Consider the following 22,529-nt stretch of genomic DNA (forward strand, 5'->3'; position numbering starts at 1 on the left):
GGGGCCCGGCTAGGCTGGACCTCATCGTGGCCAATATCGTCAATCTGGACCGGGTCAGCAAGGGATACGGCGCAGCCGGTCAATTGCTCACCGACGTTTCTCTCGGGCTCGACGACGACGCCAGGGTCGGCATTGTCGGCCTCAACGGCGCCGGGAAGTCGACGCTCCTCCGCATGCTTGCCAAGATCGAGGAGCCCGACTCCGGCCGGGTCACTCTCCGTCGTGACCTACGGGTCGCCACCCTTCCGCAGACGTTCACGCTGGCGGCCGAGGCCACCGTGCGTGATGTCGTGCTGGGCACCGCCTGGCTGGCGGAGGGGATGGGCGCCGAGCACGAGTGGGCCGGCGACGCGGGTGTGCGCGAGATCCTGGACGGCCTCGGCATGGGACACCTGGGGCTCGAGACGCCGGTGGGGCCGATGTCCGGTGGCGAGCGCCGCCGGGTCGCCCTCGCCGCGCTGCTGGTGCGCGAGTCCGACCTGCTGATCCTCGACGAGCCCACCAACCATCTCGACGTGGCCGGCGTGGACTGGCTGGCCCGCTACCTGCTCGGCCGGCGTGGCTCGCTGGTGGTCGTCACGCACGACCGCTGGTTCCTCGACGCCGTCTGCACCGCGACCTGGGAGGTCGTGGACGAGCAGGTCCATACGTACGAGGGCGGTTACGCGGCCTGGACCCTCGCGCGGGCCGAGCGTCAGCGGGTCGCCGCGACCATGGAGGCCCGCCGGCAGAACCTGCTCCGCAAGGAGATCGCCTGGCTGCGGCGCGGGCCGCCGGCGCGGACATCCAAGCCGCAGTTCCGGATCGACGCGGCCAACGCGCTGATCGCGGACGTGCCGCCGGTGCGTGACACGGTCAGCCTGCAGCGGCTCGCCACCACCCGGCTCGGCAAGCAGGTCTTCGACCTCGAGGATGTCACCCTGCGCGCGGGGGAGAAGCCGATCCTCGGCAACCTGACCTGGCAGGTCGGGCCCGGTGACCGGATCGCGATCCTGGGCGCCAACGGCGCCGGCAAGACCACGCTGCTGCGGCTGCTCGCCGGGATCACCAAGCCGGACGGCGGCCGTCTGGTCACCGGTTCGACGGTGAAGGCGGCATTCCTGTCGCAGGAGCTGCGGGAGCTGCCCGGACACATGCGGTTGCTCGAGGCGGTCGAGGACGTGGCCCGGCGGGTCCGGCTCGGCGACCGGGAGCTCTCGGCGGGGCAGCTCGCCGAGGTGTTCGGCTTCACGGACAAGCGCATCTGGACGCCGGTCAGCGACCTTTCCGGTGGTGAGCGCCGGCGGCTGCAGATGCTGCGCCTGCTCGCCGCCGAGCCCAACGTGCTGCTGCTCGACGAGCCGACCAACGACCTGGACACCGACACCCTCGCGTCGCTGGAGGACCTGCTCGACTCGTGGCCGGGCACGATGATCGTCGCCAGCCACGACCGTTACCTGGTCGAGCGGGTGACCGACACGGCGTTCGGCATGTTCGGCGACGGCCGGCTGGTGCACCTGCCCGGCGGCATCGACGAATACCTGGAGCGCGGGGCCAAGATCTCCGGAGCGCGGCGGGTGGCGTCCCTGTCGGCCGAGGCCGGGAGCGCGTCGGCGGCGGGCAGGTCGGGTCCGGCGATGTCGTCGACCGATCTGCGGCAGGCGAAGAAGGACCTCACGCGGATGGAACGGCAGCTCAGCAAGCTTGACGACAAGATTGTCAAGATCAACGAGAGCCTGGCCGTCAACGGCAGCAACTACGACAAGCTCGTCGAGCTGGACTCGCAGCTCAAGGCGGCGCAGACGGAGCGGGCCCAGGTCGAGGAGGCCTGGCTGGAGCTGGCGGAGCAGGTCCCGGACGTCTGATCCGGGGGTGCTCCTGCGGGCTCTCCCGCGATGCGCGAGAATCTTCGTGACACAAATCGAGCTTGGAGACGAACCATGGCGCACACCCCGGTCAATCACCCGCTGCGGCCGATCTACCGCGCCCTGGGCGCGCTGGCCGGGTTGTATCTGGTCGTGTTCGGGATCGTGGGCGTCATCGTGACCGCCGGTGACGGCCTCTTCGGCACGTCGGGTGACCGGGTGCTCGGCCAGGGCACCAACCTGTTCTGGGCGATCGTCTCGGTGCTGGTCGGCGCGATCGTGCTGATCGCCACCGTCATCGGGCGCAACTCCGACGTCGAGGTCGACAAGTACTTCGGCTGGGGCCTGCTCGTGGTCGGCAGCTACTCGCTCGCGGCCAGCCGCACGGACGCCAACTTCCTCGACTGGAGCATCGCGACCGTCGTCGTGACCTACCTGATCGGCACGATCCTGATCACGGTGAGCCTCTACAGCAAGGTCGCGGCGCCCTCGCAGACCGGCGCGCCGCGTCAGGTGCGCGAGTCCCAGCACGCCTGATGGCCCACTACCCGCTCGATCATCACCTGCGCCAGCCCTACCGCCTGCTCGCCGCGGCCTCGGGCCTCTACCTGACCGTGGCCGGCCTGCTCGGTGTCGCCGCCTCCTGGGGCGAGTCGTTCTTCGGTCACGGCTCCGACTGGGCGCTGGGGCTGCGCTTCAACCCCGCGGGCGCCTGGCTGTCGACGCTGGCCGGCCTCGCGGTGCTGGCCGCGGCGGCGCTCGGCGGCAACGTGCACCACCGGGTCAGCATGGTCCTCGGCTGGGCCATCATGGCGGTGTCGATGGTGGTGCTGGCCGCCATCCAGACCGACGCGAACTTCCTGAATGTTTCCATGGTGAACGTCATCGTCCTGGCGCTGCTGGGCCTGGTCGTGCTCACCGCCGGCCTCTACGGCCAGGTGCGCACCGCCGGCAACCGGGCCTGACCACCGCCTCGGTCAATATCGTGTAGTGCCGCCACGCCCCGTGACTTCGTCCGGGGCGTGATTGCTGTTGGGAACAGCCGGTCACCCGGGCCCGGTCAAGGTCGTTAACTTACGGCTACGTCACCGTCACTTACCCACCCGTAGGTAGGCCCGGCAGACCGGTCGGAACTCGGTGCCCAACCACGAAGCGGAGTCCGATGAAGACAGCTCCCCCGACGAGGTCCCTGGTCCTGGCCGTCAGCGGCGGCACCGGATGGGAGCCGGGCCCGCACCAGATCGCCGCGGCCGTCCGGGGTGGCGGCACCGGCGTCCTCGACCTGGGCACCGGCGATTCGTGGAGCCTACGGGTGCTGCGGCAGACCGCCCGGCGGGTGCCTGCGGGCCTCGGCGTACGCATCAGCGCGTCCTGTGCCGCCACCCGGGCCGACCTGGACCGCGCCGGCGGTGACGCGATCGAGCTGGTGATCGTGACCGCCGACGCGGGCTGGGACGTCGCCGCACTGACGGGGCGTTACGGCGTACTCGTCGAAGTTGTTGATCTTCATGAGGCGCAGGGGGCGGTGGCCGCGGGTGCGCACGGGCTGGTCGCCCGGGGCATGGAGTCGGGCGGGCGGGTCAGTGACCTGAGCTCGTTCGTGCTCTTCCAACGGCTGGCCGGTCTGGGCCTGCCGGTCTGGGTGGCCGGTGGCATCGGCGTCCGCACCTCGGCTGCGTGTGTGGTCGGCGGGGCGGCCGGTGTGGTGCTCGACACCCAGCTGGCGTTGCTGCCCGAATCCACTGTGCCCGACGACGTCGCCGCGCTGCTGCGCCGGATGGACGGCACCGAGCCGGTGCTGCGGGACGGCGTGCGGGGCATCGAGACAGCCGGCGGGTTGCTGCCGGTCGGCCAGGACGGGTGGCTGGCGGCGGATTTCGCCGGACGGTACGCGGACAGCGCGGTGGGCGTACGCCACATCTGCTCCTCGATTCTTGAAGCCCTTGACCACGCCGAGGCGGGACAGGTCCTCGGCCCCGGTGCACCGCTCGCCCGGACCCTCGGGGTGCGGCTGCCGGTCGCGCAGGGCCCGATGACCCGGGTGAGTGACGTCGCCGGGTTCGCCGCCTCGGTGGCCGACAACGGTGGCCTGCCGTTCATCGCGCTCGCGCTGGCGGACGCGGCGCAGTCCCGCCGGATGCTGACCGAGGCCGCCGGCGCGCTGGGTGACCGCCCCTGGGGTGTCGGCGTGCTGGGGTTCGTACCCGAGGCGTTGCGGGCCGCTCAGATCGAGGTCATCCGCGAGGTACGCCCAGCCGTCGCGATCATCGCCGGCGGCCGCCCCGCGCAGGCCAAGGGGCTGGAAGCGGACGGCATCAGCTCGTTCCTGCACGTGCCGTCGCCCGGGTTGCTCCGGCAGTTCCTGCAGGCCGGCTCGCGCAAGTTCATCTTCGAGGGCGCCGAGTGCGGCGGTCATGTCGGGCCGCGGGCGAGTTTCCCGCTGTGGGAGGCGCAGCTCGGGGTGCTGACGGAATTCCTCGCCGAGCGTCCCGAGGGTACGGCAGCTGAGCTGCAGATCTTCTTCGCCGGCGGGATTCATGACGAGCGGTCCGCGGCGATGGTGGCGGCGATGGCGGGCGCTGTCAGCCGGCGTGGCGCGCAGGTCGGCGTACTGATGGGAACCGCCTATCTGTTCACCGAGGAAGCGGTGACCCACGGTGCGATCCGGCCGCTGTTCCAGCAGCAGGCGATCGACGCGACCCGGACCGAGCTGCTGGAGACCGCGCCGGGACACGCCACGCGCTGCCTGCGGTCCGGCTTCGTCGAGGACTTCCGCGGCCTGCGGACGCAGCTCGAAGCCGCCGGCGTGGAGAACCGGACGGTCTGGGAGAAGCTGGAACTGCTCAACGTCGGCCGGCTCCGGATCGCCAGCAAGGGCCGGACCCGCGACGGCGACCGGCTGGTCGAGGTGGACGAAGCCACCCAGGCGGCCGAGGGGCTGTTCATGGCCGGGCAGGTCGCCGTCCTGCGGGACCGCACGACCACGATCGCCCGGCTGCACGATCAGGTCACTGCCGGGGCAGCCGCCGCCCACGCCGAGCGCGTCGCGGCACTGCGGGCGGAGCTGGATCTCGACCCGGTGCCCGTGCCGGTGGCTGCCGACCCGCTGGACATCGCGATCGTGGGCATGGCCTGCGTCTTTCCCGGCTCGCCCGACCTGGCCGGCTTCTGGGAGACCGTGGTCAGCGGCGCCGACCGGGTCGGTGAGGTGCCGCCCGACCGGTGGGACGCCGGCACGTACTACGCGCCCGAGGTCGGCCCGGGGCAGGCCGGGCGGGTCACCGTCTCCAAGTGGGGCGGCTTCATCGACCCGGTGCCCTTCGACGCGATCCGCTACGGGCTGCCCCCGGCGGCCCTGGCCAGCATCGACCCGACGCAGCTGCTCGCGCTGGAGATCTCCCACCGGGCGCTGGCCGACGCGGGGTACGGCGCCGGCTCGGACTTCGACCACGGCCGCACCGGGGTGGTGTTCGGCGCCGAGGCCGGCAGCGACATGAGCCAGACCCAGACGTTGCGCACCCTGCTCCCCGGATACCTCGGTGACGTGCCCGAGCAGCTGGAGAACCTGCTCCCGACCGTCACCGAGGACACGTTCCCGGGTGTGCTCGCGAACGTCATCGCCGGCCGGGTCGCGAACCGGCTCGATCTGGGCGGCCCCAACTACACCGTCGACGCTGCCTGCGCCTCGTCGCTGGCCGCGCTGGACGCCGCCTGCAAGGAGCTGCGCGCCGGTGGCAGCGACCTGATGATCTGCGGCGGCGCCGACCTGCACAACGGCGTCAACGACTACCTCATGTTCACCTCGGCGCACGCGCTCTCACCGACCGGGCGCTGCCGGACCTTCGACAGCACGGGGGACGGGATCGCGCTCGGCGAGGGGGTCGCGGCGGTGGTCCTCAAACGACTGTCCGACGCCGAACGCGACGGCGACCGGGTCTACGCGGTGGTCAAGGGGCTCGGCGGGGCCAGCGACGGGCGGGCTCTCGGGCTCACCGCGCCACGGGCGGAGGGGCAGCGGCGGGCGCTCGACCGGGCGTACGCGTCCGCGGGCATCTCCCCCCGCGACGTCGGACTGATCGAGGCGCACGGCACCGGAACCGTCGTCGGCGACCGTACCGAGCTCGAGACGCTGACCACGATGTTCACCGAGTCGGGGGCGGCCCCGGGCACGGCGGTGCTCGGCTCGGTCAAGTCGCAGATCGGGCACACCAAATGCGCCGCGGGCCTGGCCGGCGTGATCAAGACGGCGTTGTCGCTGCACACCGGGGTCCGCCCGCCGACGATTGGCCTGACCCGCCCGAACCCGGCCTGGAACCCCGCGACCAGCCCGTTCGCATTCCACACCGGGATGAGCCCGTGGCCGGCGCCCGCGTCCGAGCGGATCGCCGGGGTCAGCGCGTTCGGCTTCGGGGGCACGAACTTCCACGTGGTGCTGCAGGCCCACGCGGCGACCGCCGACCCGCGGCACACCCGGCAGCAGTGGCCGGCGGAGCTCTTCCTCTTCCGGGGCGCTACCGGCGAGGCCGCACACCGGGGCATGCGCAAACTGCTGGACAGCCTTCCCGGAGAAGAAAGCTCGTTGCTCGACCTCGCGGCAGCTGCCGCGAGGGAGTCGGATTCGCGTACGGGCCCGGTGCGCGTCGCCGTCGTCGCCTCCGATGTGGACGACCTGCGCGGGCTGCTGCGGCGAGCCCTCGCCGGGGAGCACGACCCCCGCAAGGGCCTGGTCCAGCCGGGTTCCGCCGCATCGGCGGGCAAGGTCGCGTTCCTGTTCCCGGGTCAGGGCAGCCAGTCGCCGGGCGCCCTCGCCGATCTGTTCGTCGCGTTCCCCGAGCTGCGCGAATATCTCGAACTCGGCCGGGAATGGGCCGGCCTGCTGTTCCCGCCGACGGCGTTCGACGCCGACCACGAGCTGGCCCAGCACGACCGGGTCCGTGACACCCGGGTCGCCCAGCCGGTGCTCGGGATCGCCGGGCTCGCGGCAGATCACGTGCTGCGGCGCCTCGGCGTACGCCCGGACCTGGCCGGCGGTCACAGCTACGGCGAACTGGTCGCCCTCTGCACCACGGGCGCGTTCGACCCGGCGACGCTGCTCGACCTGAGCGGGGAACGGGCCGCCGCGATCCTGGACGCCGCCGGCGCCGACCCGGGCACGATGGCCGCCGTCAGTGGCGACGCCGCGAAGGTCCGCGCGATGCTGGCCGGTCGCGACGTGGTGATCGCGAACCACAACTCGCCGTCCCAGGTCGTCATCTCGGGGCCGGCCGCGGCGGTCGGGCGGGCCACCGCCACGCTCAAGGAGGCCGGGTTGCAGGTCCGCGCCATCCCGGTCGCGGCGGCGTTCCACAGCCCGGTCGTCGCCGGTGGTTCCGCCGCTTTCGCCGGGGTGCTCGCCACCCGGGACATCGTCGCGCCCGCCGTCCCGGTCTGGTCCAACGCCAGCGCGCAGCCGTACCCGCGGGATGCCGCCGGCATCCGCGCCGGGCTCGCCGGTCAGATCGGTTCCCCGGTCCGGTTCGTGGAGCAGATCGAATCCATGTACGCCGCCGGCGCCCGCACGTTCGTCGAGGCCGGCCCGGGTTCGGTCCTCGCCGGGCTGGTCGCCGCGATCCTGGGCGACCGCCCGCACCTGGCCGTCACCGTCGACGGCCGTCCCGGGCAGGGCCTGCGCGCCCTGCTCACCGCCGCCGCCGAGCTGGCCTGCGCGGGCGTCCCCGTACAGACCGGCTGGCTGTTCGACGGTCGCTCCGATGGTTACCCCGCGGTGCCGGACGGCGGACACCCGATGTGGACCGTTGACGGCCAGGCCGTGCGGGATCAGCACGGGGACTGTCTGCCCGGCGGGATGACACCCGCCCGTCGCATCACGATCGAGGAGTTCACGATGACCGCAGCCCCGGGGCAGGACAGTGCCCGTGACGCCCGCAGTGACCTGGTCAGCGAGTTTCTGCGGACGAGCCGGGATCTGATCGCGACGCAGCGGGACGTGCTGCTGGCGTATCTCGGTGAGGGGTCCGGCGGCGGGCAGCCGGTGTGGCAACCGGCGGAGGTGGCGGCGGTGCCCGTACCCATGCCTGAGCCTGTGCCGGTGTCCGCGCCCGTGCCTGCGCCCATCGCTGAGCCTGAGCCTGCCCGGGCCGGGGGTGATGTGCAGGGTGTGGTGCTGTCGGTGATCAGTGAGCGGACCGGTTACCCGCAGGAGCTGATCGAGCTGGACCTGGATCTGGAGGCGGATCTGAGCGTCGACTCGATCAAGCGGGCGGAGGTTGCCGGTGAGGTGGCGAACCGCATCGGCCTGTCCGTGGAGGGAGACGAATCGGAGCTGGAAGACCTGGTCAAGGCTCGCACCGTACGCGCAATGGTGACCTGGCTCGACTCGAAGATCAACGCCGTTGAGCCCCGAACGGGTGCCGCGCCGCAACGGATGCTCTCCCGGCTCGAGCACACCCCCGCTTCCCCTTCGGACGGTGCGGCCCTCGCCGGTGCGCGTTTTCTGATCACCGGGGGAGGGGCGGCCGGCGTACGCCTGAGAGAGCTGCTCGCGACCACCGATGACGTCTCGAACGCTGACGGCGTCATCCTGCTGGACGGCATCGACACCGGCACGGACCCGCTGCTGCCTACCTCATACCGATTTATCAGGAAAATTCTGGCAGCGGCGCCGAAGTGGCTGATCGCTGCCGGTCCCGTGAACGGTGGCCCACGCGTCGACGGGTTCACCGGCCTGTTCCGCACGATCGCCCGCGAATACCCGCAGACCGTCGCACGATACGTCGAGGTCGACCCCGCGGTGGAGGACATCGCGGACGCCATCGTCGAGGAACTGCAGGACACCGCGCCCGCACCGGTCGTCCACCGCCGCGCGGAGGGCCGCCTCACCGGCACCCTCATCCCGGTGGCGCCGCCCGGCGACGGTCAGGCGATCGGGCTGGACCGGGACTCGGTGCTCGTACTGATCGGGGGCGCCCGCGGCATCACCCCGTGGTTCGCCCGGGCGGTCGCCGCGTCGGCCCGCTGCCGGGTGGAGCTGGTCGGGCGTACGGTGCTGCCGCAGACCGGCGAGGACCCGGAGCTCGCCGCGGCCCCCGACAAGGCGGCACTGCGCTCGGCCCTCGCCCGCCGGGGCCTGCGGTCACCGGCCGAGATCGACCGCGTCGCGTCGGCGGTCCTCGCCGCCCGGGAGGTGACCGCGACAGTCGCCGAGCTGACCGCGCTGGGCGCCACCGTGCGCTACCACTGCCTCGACGTGACCGACGACGAGGCGACGCACCTGCTGATCAAACAGCTCCACGACGAGCACGGCCGGATCGACGGGGTCGTCCACGCCGCCGGGATCATCGAGGACAGGCTGATCGCGGACAAGGACCAGGCCTCGTTCGAGCGGGTGTTCCGCACCAAGGTCGACGGTGCCCGTTCCGTGCTGGCAGCGCTGGACGGCTGCGGCGCCGAGCCGGCGTTCGTGGTGATGTTCGGCAGCATCGCGGCCGCGTACGGCAACCGTGGCCAGAGCGACTACGCCGCCGCCAACGACGCCCTCGACACGATGGCCGCCCGCTGGTCGCAGCGGACCGGCCGCCGCGCGCTGACCGTGCACTGGGGTCCGTGGGCGCCGACCGGCCGGCACGACGGCATGGTGACCCCGGAACTGACCGCGGAATACGCCCGTCGCGGCATCGGGCTGATCGACCCGCAGGAGGGCGCGCTCAGCCTGCTGCACGAGCTGGCCTGCGGTGATCCGGCGCAGACGTCCGTCGTACTCACCGCGTCGGGCTGGTAGCCGGTGGAACCGATCGCGATCGTGGGGATGGCGGCGATCTTCCCCGGCGCCGCCGACCTCGACCAGTACTGGCACAACCTGGTCACCGGCAGGGACATGATCAGTGACGTCCCGGCCGACCGGTTCGACGAGCTGTTCTACGACCCGGACAACGCCGGCCGCCCGGACCGGCTCTACACCCGCCGCGGTGGTTTCCTCGGCGGCCAGACGGTCTTCGAGCCGCTGAAGTTCGGCATCATGCCCCAGGCGGTCGGAGACATCGAACCCGATCAGCTCATCGCGCTGGAGGTCGCCGCGGCCGCGATCGCCGACGCGGGCGGAGCGGCGCGGATGCCCGACGCCGACAAGGTGGGCGTGATCCTGGGTCGTGGCGGAATGCTCAACCCAGCCGCGTCGCGGTACGCCAACCGGGTCCGCATGGCCAGCCAGGTCGTCGGTGTCCTGCGCGAGCTGTTGCCGGAGGTCGGCGAGGACCGGCTCGACCTGGTCCGGGCTCGGATCGACGAGCGGCTCGGCCGGCACCGGCCGGAGGGGACGATCGGGCTGGTCCCGAACCTCGCGGCGTCCCGGGTCGCGAACCGGCTGAATCTGCGCGGGCCGGCGTACACGATCGACGCGGCGTGCGCGTCCTCGCTGATCGCCGTTGACCAGGCCATGGCGGAGCTGGCCACCGGCCGGCTGGACGCGGTGCTGGCCGGCGGTGTCCACCACGTCCATGACATCAGTTTCTGGTCGGTTTTCAGCCAGCTGCGGGCGCTGAGCCACACGGGTCACATCCGCCCGTTCGACGCGGACGCCGACGGCGTGCTGATCGGCGAGGGCACCGGCATCGTGGTGCTCAAACGGCTCGCGGACGCCGAGCGCGACAACGACCGGGTGTACGCGGTGCTCCGCGGCAGCGGCACCTCCAGCGACGGCCGCTCGGCGAGCATGGTCAACCCGGCGAGCTCGGGCCAGGCCCTGGCGATCAGGCGGGCCTGGGAGATGGCGGGCCTCGACCCGGCAGCCCCGGACGCGCTGGGGCTGCTGGAGGCGCATGGCACGGCGACACCGACCGGTGACGCGGCCGAACTGGTCACGGTCGCCGAGGTGTTCGGGCCGCACACGGGTGCCGGCGAGAAGCCGGTGATCGGCTCGGTGAAGTCGATGATCGGGCACGCGATGCCGGCCGCCGGGGTCGCCGGCCTGATCAAGGCGACCCTCGCCGTGCACCACGGGGTGCTGCCGCCGACGCTCAACGTCACCACGCCGCGGGCCGAGATGGCCCGGACCCGCTTCCAGCCGATCTCGGTGTCACGGCCCTGGCAGGCTTCCGGGGTACGCCGTGCGGCCGTCAACGCTTTCGGCTTCGGCGGCATCAACGCGCACGTGATCGTTGAACAGTACGTCCCGCCACGCCCTCCGACCGCCGGTGTTTCCGAACCCGAACGGGTGCTGCGGCTCGCCGCGTCCTCGGTGGACGACATGGTCGCGCTGTTGTCGCGCGACGACGTGCGCTCGCTGCCCGTGACCGCGGGCGGCCCGGTGCGGCTCGGCCTCGTCGACCCGACCGACCAGCGGATCGGCATCGCCCGCACGATCGCTGCCCGCGGTGCTGCCTGGCGCGGCGGCCGCGACCTGTGGTTCACGCCCCGCCCGCTGCTCGGCGCCGGCGGCGGTGACCTGGCGTTCGTCTTCCCCGGCATCGAGGCGGAGTTCGCCCCGCGGACGGCGGACGTGGCAGCCCACTTCGGCCTGCCGCACCGCGACTGGACGGCCACCGACCTGGGCCGGCACGGCAGCGGCCTGGTCGAGGTGGGCCGGCAGCTCGACACCGTGCTGCGCCGGATGAACATCCACCCCGACGCGGTCGCCGGGCACAGCATCGGCGAATGGACAGCCGCGGCGGTCACCGGCCAGATGACCACGGCCGGCGTCGACACGTTTCTCTCCGTCTTCGACGCGGACAGCGTGGAAATCTCCGGGTACGCGTTCGCGGCGGTCAGCGCCCCGGCGGAGTCGATCGTCCCGCTGCTCGCGGACTACCCGGGCGTGGTGCTGTCCCACGACAACGCGCCCACTCAGTGTGTTGTCAACGGGCCGCATGAGCAGGTGCAACGCCTCGCCGGTGACCTGCGTGCCCGTACGGTGATGTGCCGGTTGCTGCCGTTCCGGTCCGCGTTCCACACGCCGGCGTTCGCCGAGGGGTTGCAGTCCATCGGGGCGGCACTGGGCCGCTGGGAGGTGCGGCCGACCCGGGTGCCGGTCTGGTCCGGCACGACCTCGGCACCGTTCCCGGACGACCCCGGCGAGGTCAACCGGATCTTCGTCCGGCACATGATCGAGCCGGTCCGGTTCCGGCGCACGGTCACCGCCATGTACGACGCCGGCATCCGGGTGTTCCTGCAGCTCGGCGCCGGTCAGCTCGCGTCGCTGGTGGACGACAACCTGCGTGACCGCGAGCACCTGGCGATGCCGGTGAACGTGTCCCGGCGTCCCGGCATGGCGCAGCTGCTGCGGGTGGCCACGGCGTTGTGGGTAGACGGCGGTGACCCGGACTTCTCGGCGCTGGACGTGGCGCCGGCCCGTCCGGCCAGGGTCAACCTCGTCGCGGAGCCGTCCGCGCGCCGGGGGCCGGCCGTCAAGCTGGACCTCGGTGGCCCGCTGGTCACGCTGGGGGAGGGCGCCGACGAACTGCTGGGGCTCGGCAACCGGACAGCGATGCCCGTGCGGCAACGGATGCCGGCGGCCGGGGCACAGGACGCGGCGCTCGCGGCGTTAAGCAGCATGACCGGATCATCGGCCGCCACGGAACTCGCGGCACTGCTGCACCAGACGGCGAGCGACGCCGTAAAAGTGATAGAGGCAGCGTCACCACGCACTGTCCGCGCGGACGGCGTACACACATCTGTCCTTGATGTGTCGGTGGACCGGATGCCCTACCTGCGGGACCACTGCTTTTTTGTGCAGCCGGTGGACTGGCCGCGGATGGCGGACCGGTGGCCCGTGGTCCCGGCGACGACCGTCGTGCAGCACATGATGGACGCGGCCGAGCGGGCCGCACCGGGGTTGCGGGCCGTCGCCGTGCGGGACGCGAGGTTCACCCGGTGGCTGATCGCGGAGCCGGCCCAGCGGGTCGCGATCACCGTGAAACCGGCCGGGCCGCACTTGCTCACCGTCATCTTCGGCGGATACGCACGGTCAACGGTCGAGATGGCCGCTGACTATCCGCAACCGGACGGGCCGCCGTGGCAGCAGGACCCGGCGACCGAGTTCCCGCCCACGACCAGCGCCGCACAGATGTACGCGGACCGCCTCATGTTCCACGGCCCCCAGTTCCAGGGCGTCACCGCCGTGCACGCCCTCGGCGACCTGCACATCCGCGGAATCGTCACCGCGCCGTTCCCGCCGGGTGCGCTGCTGGACAATGCCCTGCAGCTCATCGGCAACTGGCTGGTCACCACCCAGCCGTTCCGGACGGTGGCGTTGCCGGTCGGGCTGCGCCACGTCAGGTTCTACGGCCCGCCACCCGCGCCCGGCACCGCGTTCGACTGCGTGGCCCGGATCCGGTCCATCACGGACGGTGAACTGATCGCGGACACCCAACTGTCGGTGAACGGCCGGGTGTGGGCGCAGATCGACGGAGCCACCGACCGGCGCTTCGACAGTCACCCGACGGCCCGCTCCTGCGAGCGGTTCCCGGAGCGGTACCCGATGTCGCAGCGCCACGACGGCGGCTGGACGGTGGCGTTCGACGCCTGGACCGACCTGGTCACCCGGGGCATGGCCGCGCGCGGCATCCTCGGCGGCGACGCGGCCGAGGAGTACGAGCGGATGCCCGCGGCCCGGCGTAACCAGTGGATGCTCGGCCGGATCGCCGCGAAGGACGCCGTCCGGTTCCGGCAGTGGGACGCCGGGCACACCGACGTCTACCCGATCGAGCTGACCGTGCGGAACGAGCCGGGCGGCCGGCCGTACGTCGCGCTGCGACCGGGCCGCGGCTTCGTCGAGTCGTCCGTCTCGATCGCGCACACCGCGGAGGCCGGCGTCGCGATCGCCGGGCCCGCCGGCACCGAGGTCGGCATCGACATCATCGAGATCAGACCCCGCGACGAGAGCACCTACCGGTACGCCCTCACGCCGGCCGAACTGGCACAGGCCACCGATGACCATGCCTTCGCCCGGATCTGGGCCGCCAAGGAGGCCGCCGGGAAGGCCCTCGGCACCGGCCTCGACGGCGCGCCCCGCCGGTTCGAGGTCGACCTCACCGCCGCCACGGTCTCCGCCGCCGGCCGGACGTTCACGGTCCGCTGGCAGGAGATCGAGAACCCACCCGAGCTGCCCGCCCGGCGCTACGTCGTCGCCTGGATCAACCCCACCACCTAAGGAGCATCACGATGCCTTCGGACAGCACCACCATCCTCACCGACGTCACCACCATGCTGAGATCGGTGCTGGGCGAGTTCGGCGCGGACACCGAGATCACCATGGCCACCACCTTCGGCGACGACCTCGGCATGGAGAGCATCGACGTCGTGTCGCTGGCCGGGCGCCTGCAGGCCCGCTACGGCTCCACGGTCAACTTCGCGTACTTCGTCTCCGGTTTCGACACGACCTCGATGACCGGCCTGACCGTCGGCCGGCTCGTCGACTTCATCGCCGACTCCCTGCGGAAACAACCCGCCGCCTCATGAGCATGGTCCGGGCCAACGGTCTCGACCTGCACACCGAGGAGGTCGCGCCGATCGGTGCCCACCGCGGCACGGTCGTCCTCATCCACGGCATGACCTCCGACAACATGGCCAGCTGGTACCTCACCCTCGCCCACCCGCTGGCACAGGCCGGCCTGCGGGTGTTGCTGTACGACCTGCGCGGCCACGGCCACAGCGCCCGCCCCGGCACGGGGTACACCCTCGACGACTTCGTCGCGGACCTCGAGGCGTTGCTCGCGCACTGGGACCCGGGCGGGCCGGTCCACCTGTTCGGCAACTCGTTCGGGGGGACGGTCGCTTTTGCGTACGCCGCCCGGCACCCGTCCGCCGTAGCGGGGATCGTGACCCTCGAATCGGCACCACCGACCCCGGCCTGGTTCGACCGGATGACCCGGCGCCTCAGCACCGTGCCGACACTGCCGGACAGCCGGCGGGTCCGGGCCGCGTCCGCGCTGCTCGCGGAGACCAGCATCGGCACGGAACTACCCGCCAGCGCGCTGCCCGACCCGGCCGCGTACGCCGCCGTCAACTGCCCGGTGCTCTGCCTCTACGGCGGCGACTCGGCGGTCAAACAGCTCGCCGGCGAGACCGGACGGCTGCTGCCCCGATCGCGTCACGTCGTCATCGAGGGTCAGAAACACACCCTGCTCATCGACGCCCCCGACCAGGTACGCGCCGAGGTGCTGCCCTGGCTCGCCGCACCCTCTATCTGATCAGGAGATCCCATGGACCGCGCCATCATCATCAGCAACGGCCGCTGTGGTTCCACCCTGCTCTCCGACCTGATCGCCGAGGAGCCGGAGACCTGCTCGGTCCAGGAATTCTTCATGTCGGTGGCGCCGTGGAGCCGCAGTACCGAGATCATCACCGGCCAGGAGTACTGGCAGGTGCTCAGCAGCCCCCGGGAAGAGCTGCAGCTGCTGTTCCGGATCGGACTGCCACCCAGGGAGGTCCGCTACCCGCGGTCCGGCCGTTTCTATGCCGACCTGCTCAACCTGCCCCGCATCCTCGCGATCACGCTGGCGAAGCTCACCGACAACCCGGACAAGCTCTTCGACGGCCTCGCGACGCGGGTGAACACCTTTCCCTCCCAACGCGTGGGCGCACACCACCGGTCCTTTCTCGACCTGCTCGCCGAACTGACCGGCCGCAGCCGCTGGGTCGAACGCTCCGGCGGCTCCAGCCAGATCACCCCCGCGCTGCTGGAGAATTTCCCGGCCGCGAAGGTCGTCTACCTGACCCGGGGCTGGGCCGCCACCGCCACGTCGATGAGCCGGCATGCCTCGTTCCAGCTCGTGCAGCTACGCGCCGAGATGGTCGGCCGACACGGGGTCGACCCGTTCACCGTGGGTGCCGGCGAGGACGTGCCCGACGAGGTCCGCGCGTACCTGCCGGACCGCCTCACCGCCGAGACCCTGCAGGAACGGGGCAAAGACCCGAAACGCTTCGTGGGGCTGTGCGCGTTCATGAGCAGCCAGGCCGAGCAGGCGCTCGCCGACAACCCACCGGCCGAGCTGCACACGATGGCGTACGAAAAACTCGTCCTTGACCCGATCCGGGAACTGACCAGGCTCGGTCAATTCCTCGGCTTCGCCGACCCGGAAGGCTGGACCGCGTCCGTCGCCCACCGGGTCCGCACACCCACCCCGGTCGCGGTGCCGGTGTGATCGCCCGGCAGCCACCATCCCCCTTGCACCAGCTCGCTCGTTACCTCCACGCGCGTGTGCCCGCACGGATCCCCGTCCCGGGCACGCACGCAATGTGAGAGGAAAACAGAGTTGATCAACATAAGAGGATTTCTTGCGCTAGGCGCCGTCGCGGTGTTCGCCGCCGGAGCCGCAGCCTCGCCCGCCGCCGAGGCCGCCACCAAACAGACCTACAAGTTCAGCCTGCTCGCCAAGGCCCAGCCCGACGAGTGCTTCGCCGGCATCGGCCAGCCCTACCCGGCCGGCCCGCCCTGCCCGGCCGGCAGCAAACCCAAGGTCAACCAGGCGTACGTCTGGGGCCTCACCCAGACCGGCCCGACCATCTGGTACGGCACCGGCGCCAACGTCAACTGCCTCGTCAGCGGCGCCACCCTCGACTACGTCAAACCCGCCGCCAACGACAACTACACCTGCGAGTACGGCCAGAGCCAAGCGTCCGCAGCCGACGACCTGATCCCCGACTACATCGGCGACATGCGGGCCCCCGAGGTGTGGGCGTACGACACCCGGACCCGCAAATCAGTCAACAAGAGCGGCGAGATCCGCGCGAAATCCCCCGACGACGCGACCCGCCTCGCCCACACCGTCGGCCTGCGCGCCGCGGGCAGCTACGGCAACGTCGTCCTGCTCGGCGGCCCGGCCCTCGAGAACACGCTGAACATGTTCGCGTTCGACGCCACCACCCAGAAATACCTCGGCTCGACCACGTTCACGAACTACGGCAACATCCGCACCTTCCTCGTCGCCGGTGGCGCCCTCTACGCCGGCGTCGGCATCGGCCGCAACGGCTCCACCGGCGGCGCGGTCTGGCGCTGGACCGGCTCCAAAACCGACCCGTTCGCGTTCCAGACCGTCGCGACCCTGCCCGTCCAGGCCGCCGACCTGACCCTCCACGCCGGAACCATCGTCGCGACCAGCTGGCCCGCCGAGAAACCCACCACCGTGCAGATGCTCGCCGGCCTCTGGGTCAGCCCCCCGCTCGCCGACGGGCAGCCCGGCCTCAACCCCGAGGACGCGGCCAACTGGAAATCGGTCTGGAACGTCTCCCAGTACGAACCCGACCGCGTCGTCTCCGCGACCTACGGCGGCGGTGGCATCGCCTCGTTCGGCGGCTACGTCTACTGGGGCACGATGCACGTACCGATGAAATCCAGCACCGCGCACGCCAACAAATACCCGCCGACCAGCGACGAACAGGCCAAGACCCAGGCGGTCAAGACCCAGCGCGCGATCAGCATCTGGCGCGGCAAGAACCTCGGCCTGCCCAACCAGAAGATCGAGCTGCTCTACGGCGAGAAGACGCTCCCCGCCTGGGACCCCGCCACCGCCACCTGGTCGGACAAGAGCACCAACTACACACCGAAGTACGGCAAGTCCGGCTTCGGCTACCTGTTCAACAACTACACCTGGCGCATGACCGTGGTCGACAACCGGCTCTTCGTCGGCACCATGGACTGGAGCTACCTCGTCAAGGACCTCCTCGCCGACGCCGGCGCCACAGCCCACGTCAACAAGGACGCCCGCGAAGCGCTCGCCGACCCGGCCAACTGGCACATGCCCCAGGTCAGCCCCGCGACCTTCGGCGGCGACCTCTTCATGTTCCCCAACGCCAACTCGGCCGCCGAGCCCGTCGACATCCGCGGCCAGGGCAACTACCTCAACTACGGGATCCGCAACATGATCCCGAACGGTAAGGGCGGGCTCTACCTCGGCATGGCGAACCCGATGAACCTGCGTACCGACAAGACCGACACCCGCCCCGAAGGCGGCTGGGAACTCGTCGAGATGAACAAGGGCTGACACACCCCCGGAAAGGGCGGGCCCTCGGGCTCGCCCTTTCCGACCCTTCCGACCCGGACGGTGACCGCATTGAAGCGAGCCGCGCTGCTCTGCCTCCTGGCCCTGACCCCGGCCGCCTGCACGCCCGCCGCCCCGCCACCTGCCCCGCCACCCGGCAGAACCACCGGCACCCTCACCATCAACGGCCAGGAACGCACCTTCCGGCTCTACCGCCCGGCCACAGCCACAAAAAAGGCACCGCTGGTCGTGATGCTGCACGGCGCTGCCGGAACCGGCCGCCAAGCCGAAGCAACGTACGGCTGGAACGCCACCGCCGACCGCAACGGCTTCATCGTCGCCTACCCCGACGGCCTCCATCGCACCTGGAACATCAGCCCCGACTGCTGCGGAGCCGCCGCCCGCGACAACGTCAACGACATCGCCTTCATCACCGCCCTCGTCGCCGCCATCCCCAGCACCGACCCCACCCGCACCTACGCCACCGGCATCTCCAACGGCGCCATGCTCACCTACCGCCTCGCCTGCGACACCACTCTCTTCGCCGCCATCGCCCCCGTCGCCGGCACGATGATCAACGCCTGCCCCACCCCCACCCCCATCTCCCTCATTCACATCCACGGCACCACCGACCGGACCATCCCGTACGCCGGCGGCCCCGGCAAACGCACCACCACCAGCACCCCCCGCCTCCCCACCACCATCAACGGCCCCGCCGTCCCGGCCCTCCTCGCCACCTGGCGCCGAACAGCCCACTGCCCCCTCCCCACCACGGCCACCGCGGGCACGGTCACCACCGTCACGGCCACCTGCCCCCACGGCCGCGCCGTAGAACTCATCACCATTGAGAACGCCGGCCACCAATGGCCCGGAGCCACATCGCAGCCCATGCTCGAACGCCTCCTTCACCTCGACGCCCCCTCCACCGCCCTCGACGCCACCCCCACCATCTGGAACTTTTTTGTGACCCATCCCAAGTTGACGAGTGACTAGCTTTCAGTAGTAACGTTCCTGCATGGCTGATTCGAGAAAAGACGAGGCTCGCCGGTTGCGGGTCGACCCCGGGCTCTCGCTCGCCCAACTGATGAAGCACTTCGGAGTCGGCAGTGCCACGCTGACCGACTGGTTGCGGGGCATCGCACCCCCTGAATGGACCAGGCGGCCCAACGCGAAGGACGACATCCGCGAGCGCGCTGTGGAGCTTCGTTCCCAGGGCTGGTCGGTCAACGATCTCGCGGTGGAGCTCGGTGTTGCGAAATCGACCGCCTATGCCTGGGTGAAGCACATTCCCCTTGACCCCGACAGTGAGCGGGCCCGGCAGAAGCAGGACCACGCCGCAGTAATGGCGGCGGGGCGGTGGGAGGACAAGAACGCCGAACGTGACCGGTTGCGCGAGGAAGTGCACGATGCGGCCGCTGTCGCTGTCGGTGATCCGTCGGAGCGGGATCTGCTGCTGGTCGGTGCCGCTATCTACTGGTGTGAGGGCGCCAAGTCGAAGCCGTGGCGCCGACTCGATCGGCTGACAATCATCAACAGCGACCCGGGGTTGCTGAGACTATTTCTGCGGTTCCTCGCCGTATGCGGGCGGGAGCGGGACACCATGCGCTATCGCGTGCACATCCATGAGACGGCTGACGCGGAGGCGGCCGCCGAGTGGTGGGCTCGCGAGCTTGACCTGCCGCGCGATCTGTTTCAGCGGCCGACGATCAAGCGTCACGTGCCGGCTACCAGGCGGTTGAACACTGGCGTGGACTATCACGGGTGCCTTGTGATCGCGGTGCCCCGGTCGCGAGATCTTTACTGGAGGGTGGAGGGCTTGATGGCGGCGTTGACCCGGCTGGGATAGTGGTTTGAGATAGTGGTTCGTCACGGTTCTGGGCCAAGCGATAGTGTGGCCATCGGACCGATCGGCTGTGGTGTAATTGGCAACACGGTGGACTTTGACTCCTCTATTTCAGGTTCGAACCCTGGCAGCCGAGCAATTTTTGTGATATAGGCCCACCCCTTGCGGGGGCCCAGCGGTTGAAGTGGCACCGCGCTCTAGCACGCAACACTGCGAACAATGGAGTCCCGCGTGAGCCCTGCCCCGAGTCGTACCGTCGTCGTTCTTGCCGCCGGTGAGGGCAAGCGGATGCGGTCCGCGATCCCGAAGATGCTGCATCCGTTGCTGGGGCGGACGTTGCTCGGGCATGTGCTGCATGCGGCTGAGGCTGTTCAGGCTGTGCGGACGGTTGTGGTCGTGGGGCACAAGGCTGATCAGGTGCGTGCTCATCTTGCGGAGGTCTCGCCGGGGGCGATGCCGGTGTTGCAGGCCGAGCAGAACGGCACCGGGCATGCTGTGCGGATTGCTCTTGACGCTATTCCGGAGGCGGTCGGCACCGTGGTGGTGCTGAATGCTGACGTTCCGTTGTTGCGGCCGGAGACCGTTGAGGCGCTGGTGGCCGCGCATGAGTCCGGGAGCCGGGGCGCGACGGTGCTGGCTGCTGAGGTTCCTGATCCGACGGGGCTGGGGCGGATCGTGCGGGATGCTGCCGGGAACCTCGAGCGGATCGTGGAGCAGCGGGACGCTTCGGCGGAGGTGCGGGCGATCCGGGAGATCAATGCCGGGATCTACGTGTTCGACGCGGCGCTGCTGCGGGGGGCGCTCGGGAAGCTGACGACCGACAACGATCAGGGTGAGGAGTACCTCACGGACGTGTTCGCGTTGCTGGCGACGGATGGGCACGCGGTGGGCGTACATGTGGCGGGGGACGCTCGGGAGACTCTTGGCTGCAACGATCGGGCTGAGCTCGCGCATCTGCGGGGGTTGCTTCGGGAGCGGGTCAATACGGCCTGGATGCGGTCCGGGGTTTCGATTCTGGATCCGGCGACCACGTGGATCGATGTGACGGTGACGCTGGAGCCGGATTGTGTCATTGACCAGAATTCGCAGCTCCAGGGTGTGACGACGGTGGCCGCGGGTGCGGTGGTGGGTCCGGACACCACGCTGGTGGACACGGTGGTGGCTGAGGGCGCGACGGTGTTGCGGGTGCATTCGATCGGGGCGGAGATCGGGCCGGATGCGTCCGTGGGTCCGTTCTCGTATCTGCGGCCGGGGACCCGGCTGGGCCGCAAGTCGAAGGTCGGCGGGTTCGTGGAGACGAAGAACGCCGAGCTGGGTGCGGGTGCGAAGGTGCCGCATCTCTCGTATGTGGGTGACGCGACGATCGGGCCGAAGTCGAACATCGGGGCGGGGACGATTTTCGCGAACTACGACGGGGTGCGGAAGAGTCACACCACTGTCGGTGAGGCTGCGTTCGTGGGTAGTGACTCCGTGTTGATCGCGCCGGTGGAGATCGGGCCGGGGGCGTATGTGGCTGCCGGCAGTGCGGTGAGCAAGGACGTGCCGGCGGGGAATCTCGGGGTGGTGCGGGCGCCGCAGCGCAACATCGAGGGCTGGGTGGCTCGGAAGCGGCCGGGGACTGTCTCCGCTGAGGCTGCCGAGCGGGCCGAGGTCAAGGCCGAGCCGTCGAGGTCGGTGTCGGAGCTGTCACATGGTGAGCCGAACATCGAGGGTGAGGGGCCGGCCTGACCGGTCGACCTGAAGCTGAGTGAACTGAGGTCAACCCGTGCGCGAGGGCGCAAGCTGGGGTGAGGCATCCCACGACGGGGATCCGACACGTGGCCTGCGGTGGGCCGCGGGTAATACTTCAGGTGACACACCCCCTCGATCACACGGGAGCGGACGAGCCCATGGGCAGCATCGTCGCGGAGAACCGTAAGAGTTTGATGCTTTTCTCCGGGCGAGGTTTCCCGGAGCTGGCGGAGGAGATCGGTCAGGTTCTCGGCGTCGCGCCGACGGATTCCGACTCGTTCGAGTTCGCCAATGGTGAGATCTTCGTCCGGTTCAAGGACTCGGTGCGTGGTTCCGACGCGTTTGTGGTGCAGTCGGTCACCGAGGGCGTCAACCGATGGATCATGGAAACACTGATCATGGTGGACGCGCTGAAGCGTGGTTCGGCGAAGCGCATCACGGTGGTGCTGCCGTTCTACCCGTATTCGCGGCAGGACAAGAAGCACCGCGGTCGTGAGCCGATCTCGGCGCGCCTGATCGCTGACCTGTTGAAGACGGCGGGTGCGAACCGCATCCTGACGGTGGATCTGCACACCGCGCAGATCCAGGGCTTCTTCGACGGCCCGGTTGATCACCTGTTCGCCATGGACATCCTGGCGGAGCATGTCGAGCGCAAGTTCGAGGGCCGCCCGCTGACCGTGGTCGCTCCCGACTCGGGCCGGGTGCGGGTGGCGGAGCGCTGGACGGACCGTCTGGGTGGTTGTCCGCTGGCTTTCATCCACAAGACCCGTGACCCGTTGAAGCCCAACCAGGTTGTCGCCAACCGGGTGGTCGGTGAGGTCGAGGGCCGGGTCTGCCTGATCGTCGACGACATGATCGACACCGGTGGCACCATCACCAAGGCCGCGGACATCCTGTTCGACGCCGGTGCGGCGGATGTGATCGTGGCCTCTACCCACGCGCTGCTGTCCGACCCGGCCACGGAGCGTCTGAAGAACAGCCGCATCTCGGAGCTCGTGGTGATGAACACGTTGCCGCTCCCGCCGGAGAAGCAGCTCGACAAGATCACTGTGTTGTCGATCGCTCCGCTGCTGGCCCGCGCCATCCGTGAGGTCTTCGACGACGGTTCGGTGACGACCCTGTTCGGCGGCCTGAGCTAGG

13 protein-coding genes and 1 tRNA gene are annotated in these 22,529 nt (G+C 70.4%); all 14 read left to right on the forward strand.

Going from position 1 to position 22,529, the window contains the following annotated elements; translation table 11 throughout:
• Positions 1–26: 26 nt before the first annotated feature.
• Complete coding sequence (locus tag Ahu01nite_RS20890; protein ID WP_203838259.1) at positions 27–1,844, forward strand: ABC-F family ATP-binding cassette domain-containing protein; 1,818 nt, start codon at positions 27–29, stop codon at positions 1,842–1,844.
• Between the two features lie 75 nt (positions 1,845–1,919).
• Positions 1,920–2,381 (forward strand): DUF4383 domain-containing protein, encoded by a 462-nt coding sequence (locus Ahu01nite_RS20895; RefSeq protein ID WP_203838260.1) that lies wholly within the window; start codon positions 1,920–1,922, stop codon positions 2,379–2,381.
• Complete coding sequence (locus tag Ahu01nite_RS20900; protein ID WP_203838261.1) at positions 2,381–2,809, forward strand: DUF4383 domain-containing protein; 429 nt, start codon at positions 2,381–2,383, stop codon at positions 2,807–2,809. Before Ahu01nite_RS20895 ends, Ahu01nite_RS20900 begins: the two co-directional genes overlap by 1 nt.
• A gap of 197 nt (positions 2,810–3,006) precedes the next feature.
• A complete protein-coding gene (locus Ahu01nite_RS20905) occupies positions 3,007–9,621 on the forward strand; it encodes a type I polyketide synthase (protein WP_203838262.1) in 6,615 nt (2,204 codons plus the stop codon).
• A gap of 3 nt (positions 9,622–9,624) precedes the next feature.
• The gene (locus Ahu01nite_RS20910) at positions 9,625–13,986 is read left to right on the forward strand and encodes a beta-ketoacyl synthase N-terminal-like domain-containing protein (RefSeq protein ID WP_203838263.1); all 4,362 of its coding nucleotides are present in this window, start codon (positions 9,625–9,627) and stop codon (positions 13,984–13,986) included.
• Between the two features lie 11 nt (positions 13,987–13,997).
• Positions 13,998–14,294 (forward strand): acyl carrier protein, encoded by a 297-nt coding sequence (locus Ahu01nite_RS20915; protein WP_203838264.1) that lies wholly within the window; start codon positions 13,998–14,000, stop codon positions 14,292–14,294.
• Positions 14,291–15,025, forward strand: a complete 735-nt coding sequence (locus Ahu01nite_RS20920) for an alpha/beta fold hydrolase (RefSeq protein ID WP_203838265.1) — start codon at positions 14,291–14,293, stop codon at positions 15,023–15,025. The genes Ahu01nite_RS20915 and Ahu01nite_RS20920 overlap by 4 nt, the downstream gene beginning before the upstream one ends.
• Before the next feature lie 12 nt (positions 15,026–15,037).
• Positions 15,038–15,979, forward strand: a complete 942-nt coding sequence (locus tag Ahu01nite_RS20925; RefSeq protein ID WP_203838266.1) for a sulfotransferase family protein — start codon at positions 15,038–15,040, stop codon at positions 15,977–15,979.
• A gap of 111 nt (positions 15,980–16,090) precedes the next feature.
• Positions 16,091–17,818 (forward strand): hypothetical protein, encoded by a 1,728-nt coding sequence (locus Ahu01nite_RS20930; protein ID WP_203838267.1) that lies wholly within the window; start codon positions 16,091–16,093, stop codon positions 17,816–17,818.
• 60 nt (positions 17,819–17,878) lie between these two features.
• A complete protein-coding gene (locus tag Ahu01nite_RS20935; RefSeq protein ID WP_203838268.1) occupies positions 17,879–18,808 on the forward strand; it encodes a CE1 family esterase in 930 nt (309 codons plus the stop codon).
• Between the two features lie 22 nt (positions 18,809–18,830).
• Positions 18,831–19,661, forward strand: coding sequence for a helix-turn-helix domain-containing protein (locus Ahu01nite_RS20940; protein ID WP_203838269.1), 831 nt, complete (start codon positions 18,831–18,833; stop codon positions 19,659–19,661).
• Positions 19,662–19,722: 61 nt separating this feature from the next.
• A tRNA-Gln gene (locus Ahu01nite_RS20945) sits at positions 19,723–19,794 on the forward strand.
• A gap of 95 nt (positions 19,795–19,889) precedes the next feature.
• Positions 19,890–21,386: a bifunctional UDP-N-acetylglucosamine diphosphorylase/glucosamine-1-phosphate N-acetyltransferase GlmU gene (gene glmU, locus Ahu01nite_RS20950; protein WP_438874804.1), complete on the forward strand. Its 1,497-nt coding sequence runs from the start codon at positions 19,890–19,892 to the stop codon at positions 21,384–21,386.
• 161 nt (positions 21,387–21,547) lie between these two features.
• A complete protein-coding gene (locus Ahu01nite_RS20955) occupies positions 21,548–22,528 on the forward strand; it encodes a ribose-phosphate diphosphokinase (protein ID WP_203838273.1) in 981 nt (326 codons plus the stop codon).
• Position 22,529: the final 1 nt, after the last annotated feature.

The organism is Winogradskya humida (genome assembly GCF_016862215.1).
Classification (GTDB): domain Bacteria; phylum Actinomycetota; class Actinomycetes; order Mycobacteriales; family Micromonosporaceae; genus Actinoplanes; species Actinoplanes humidus.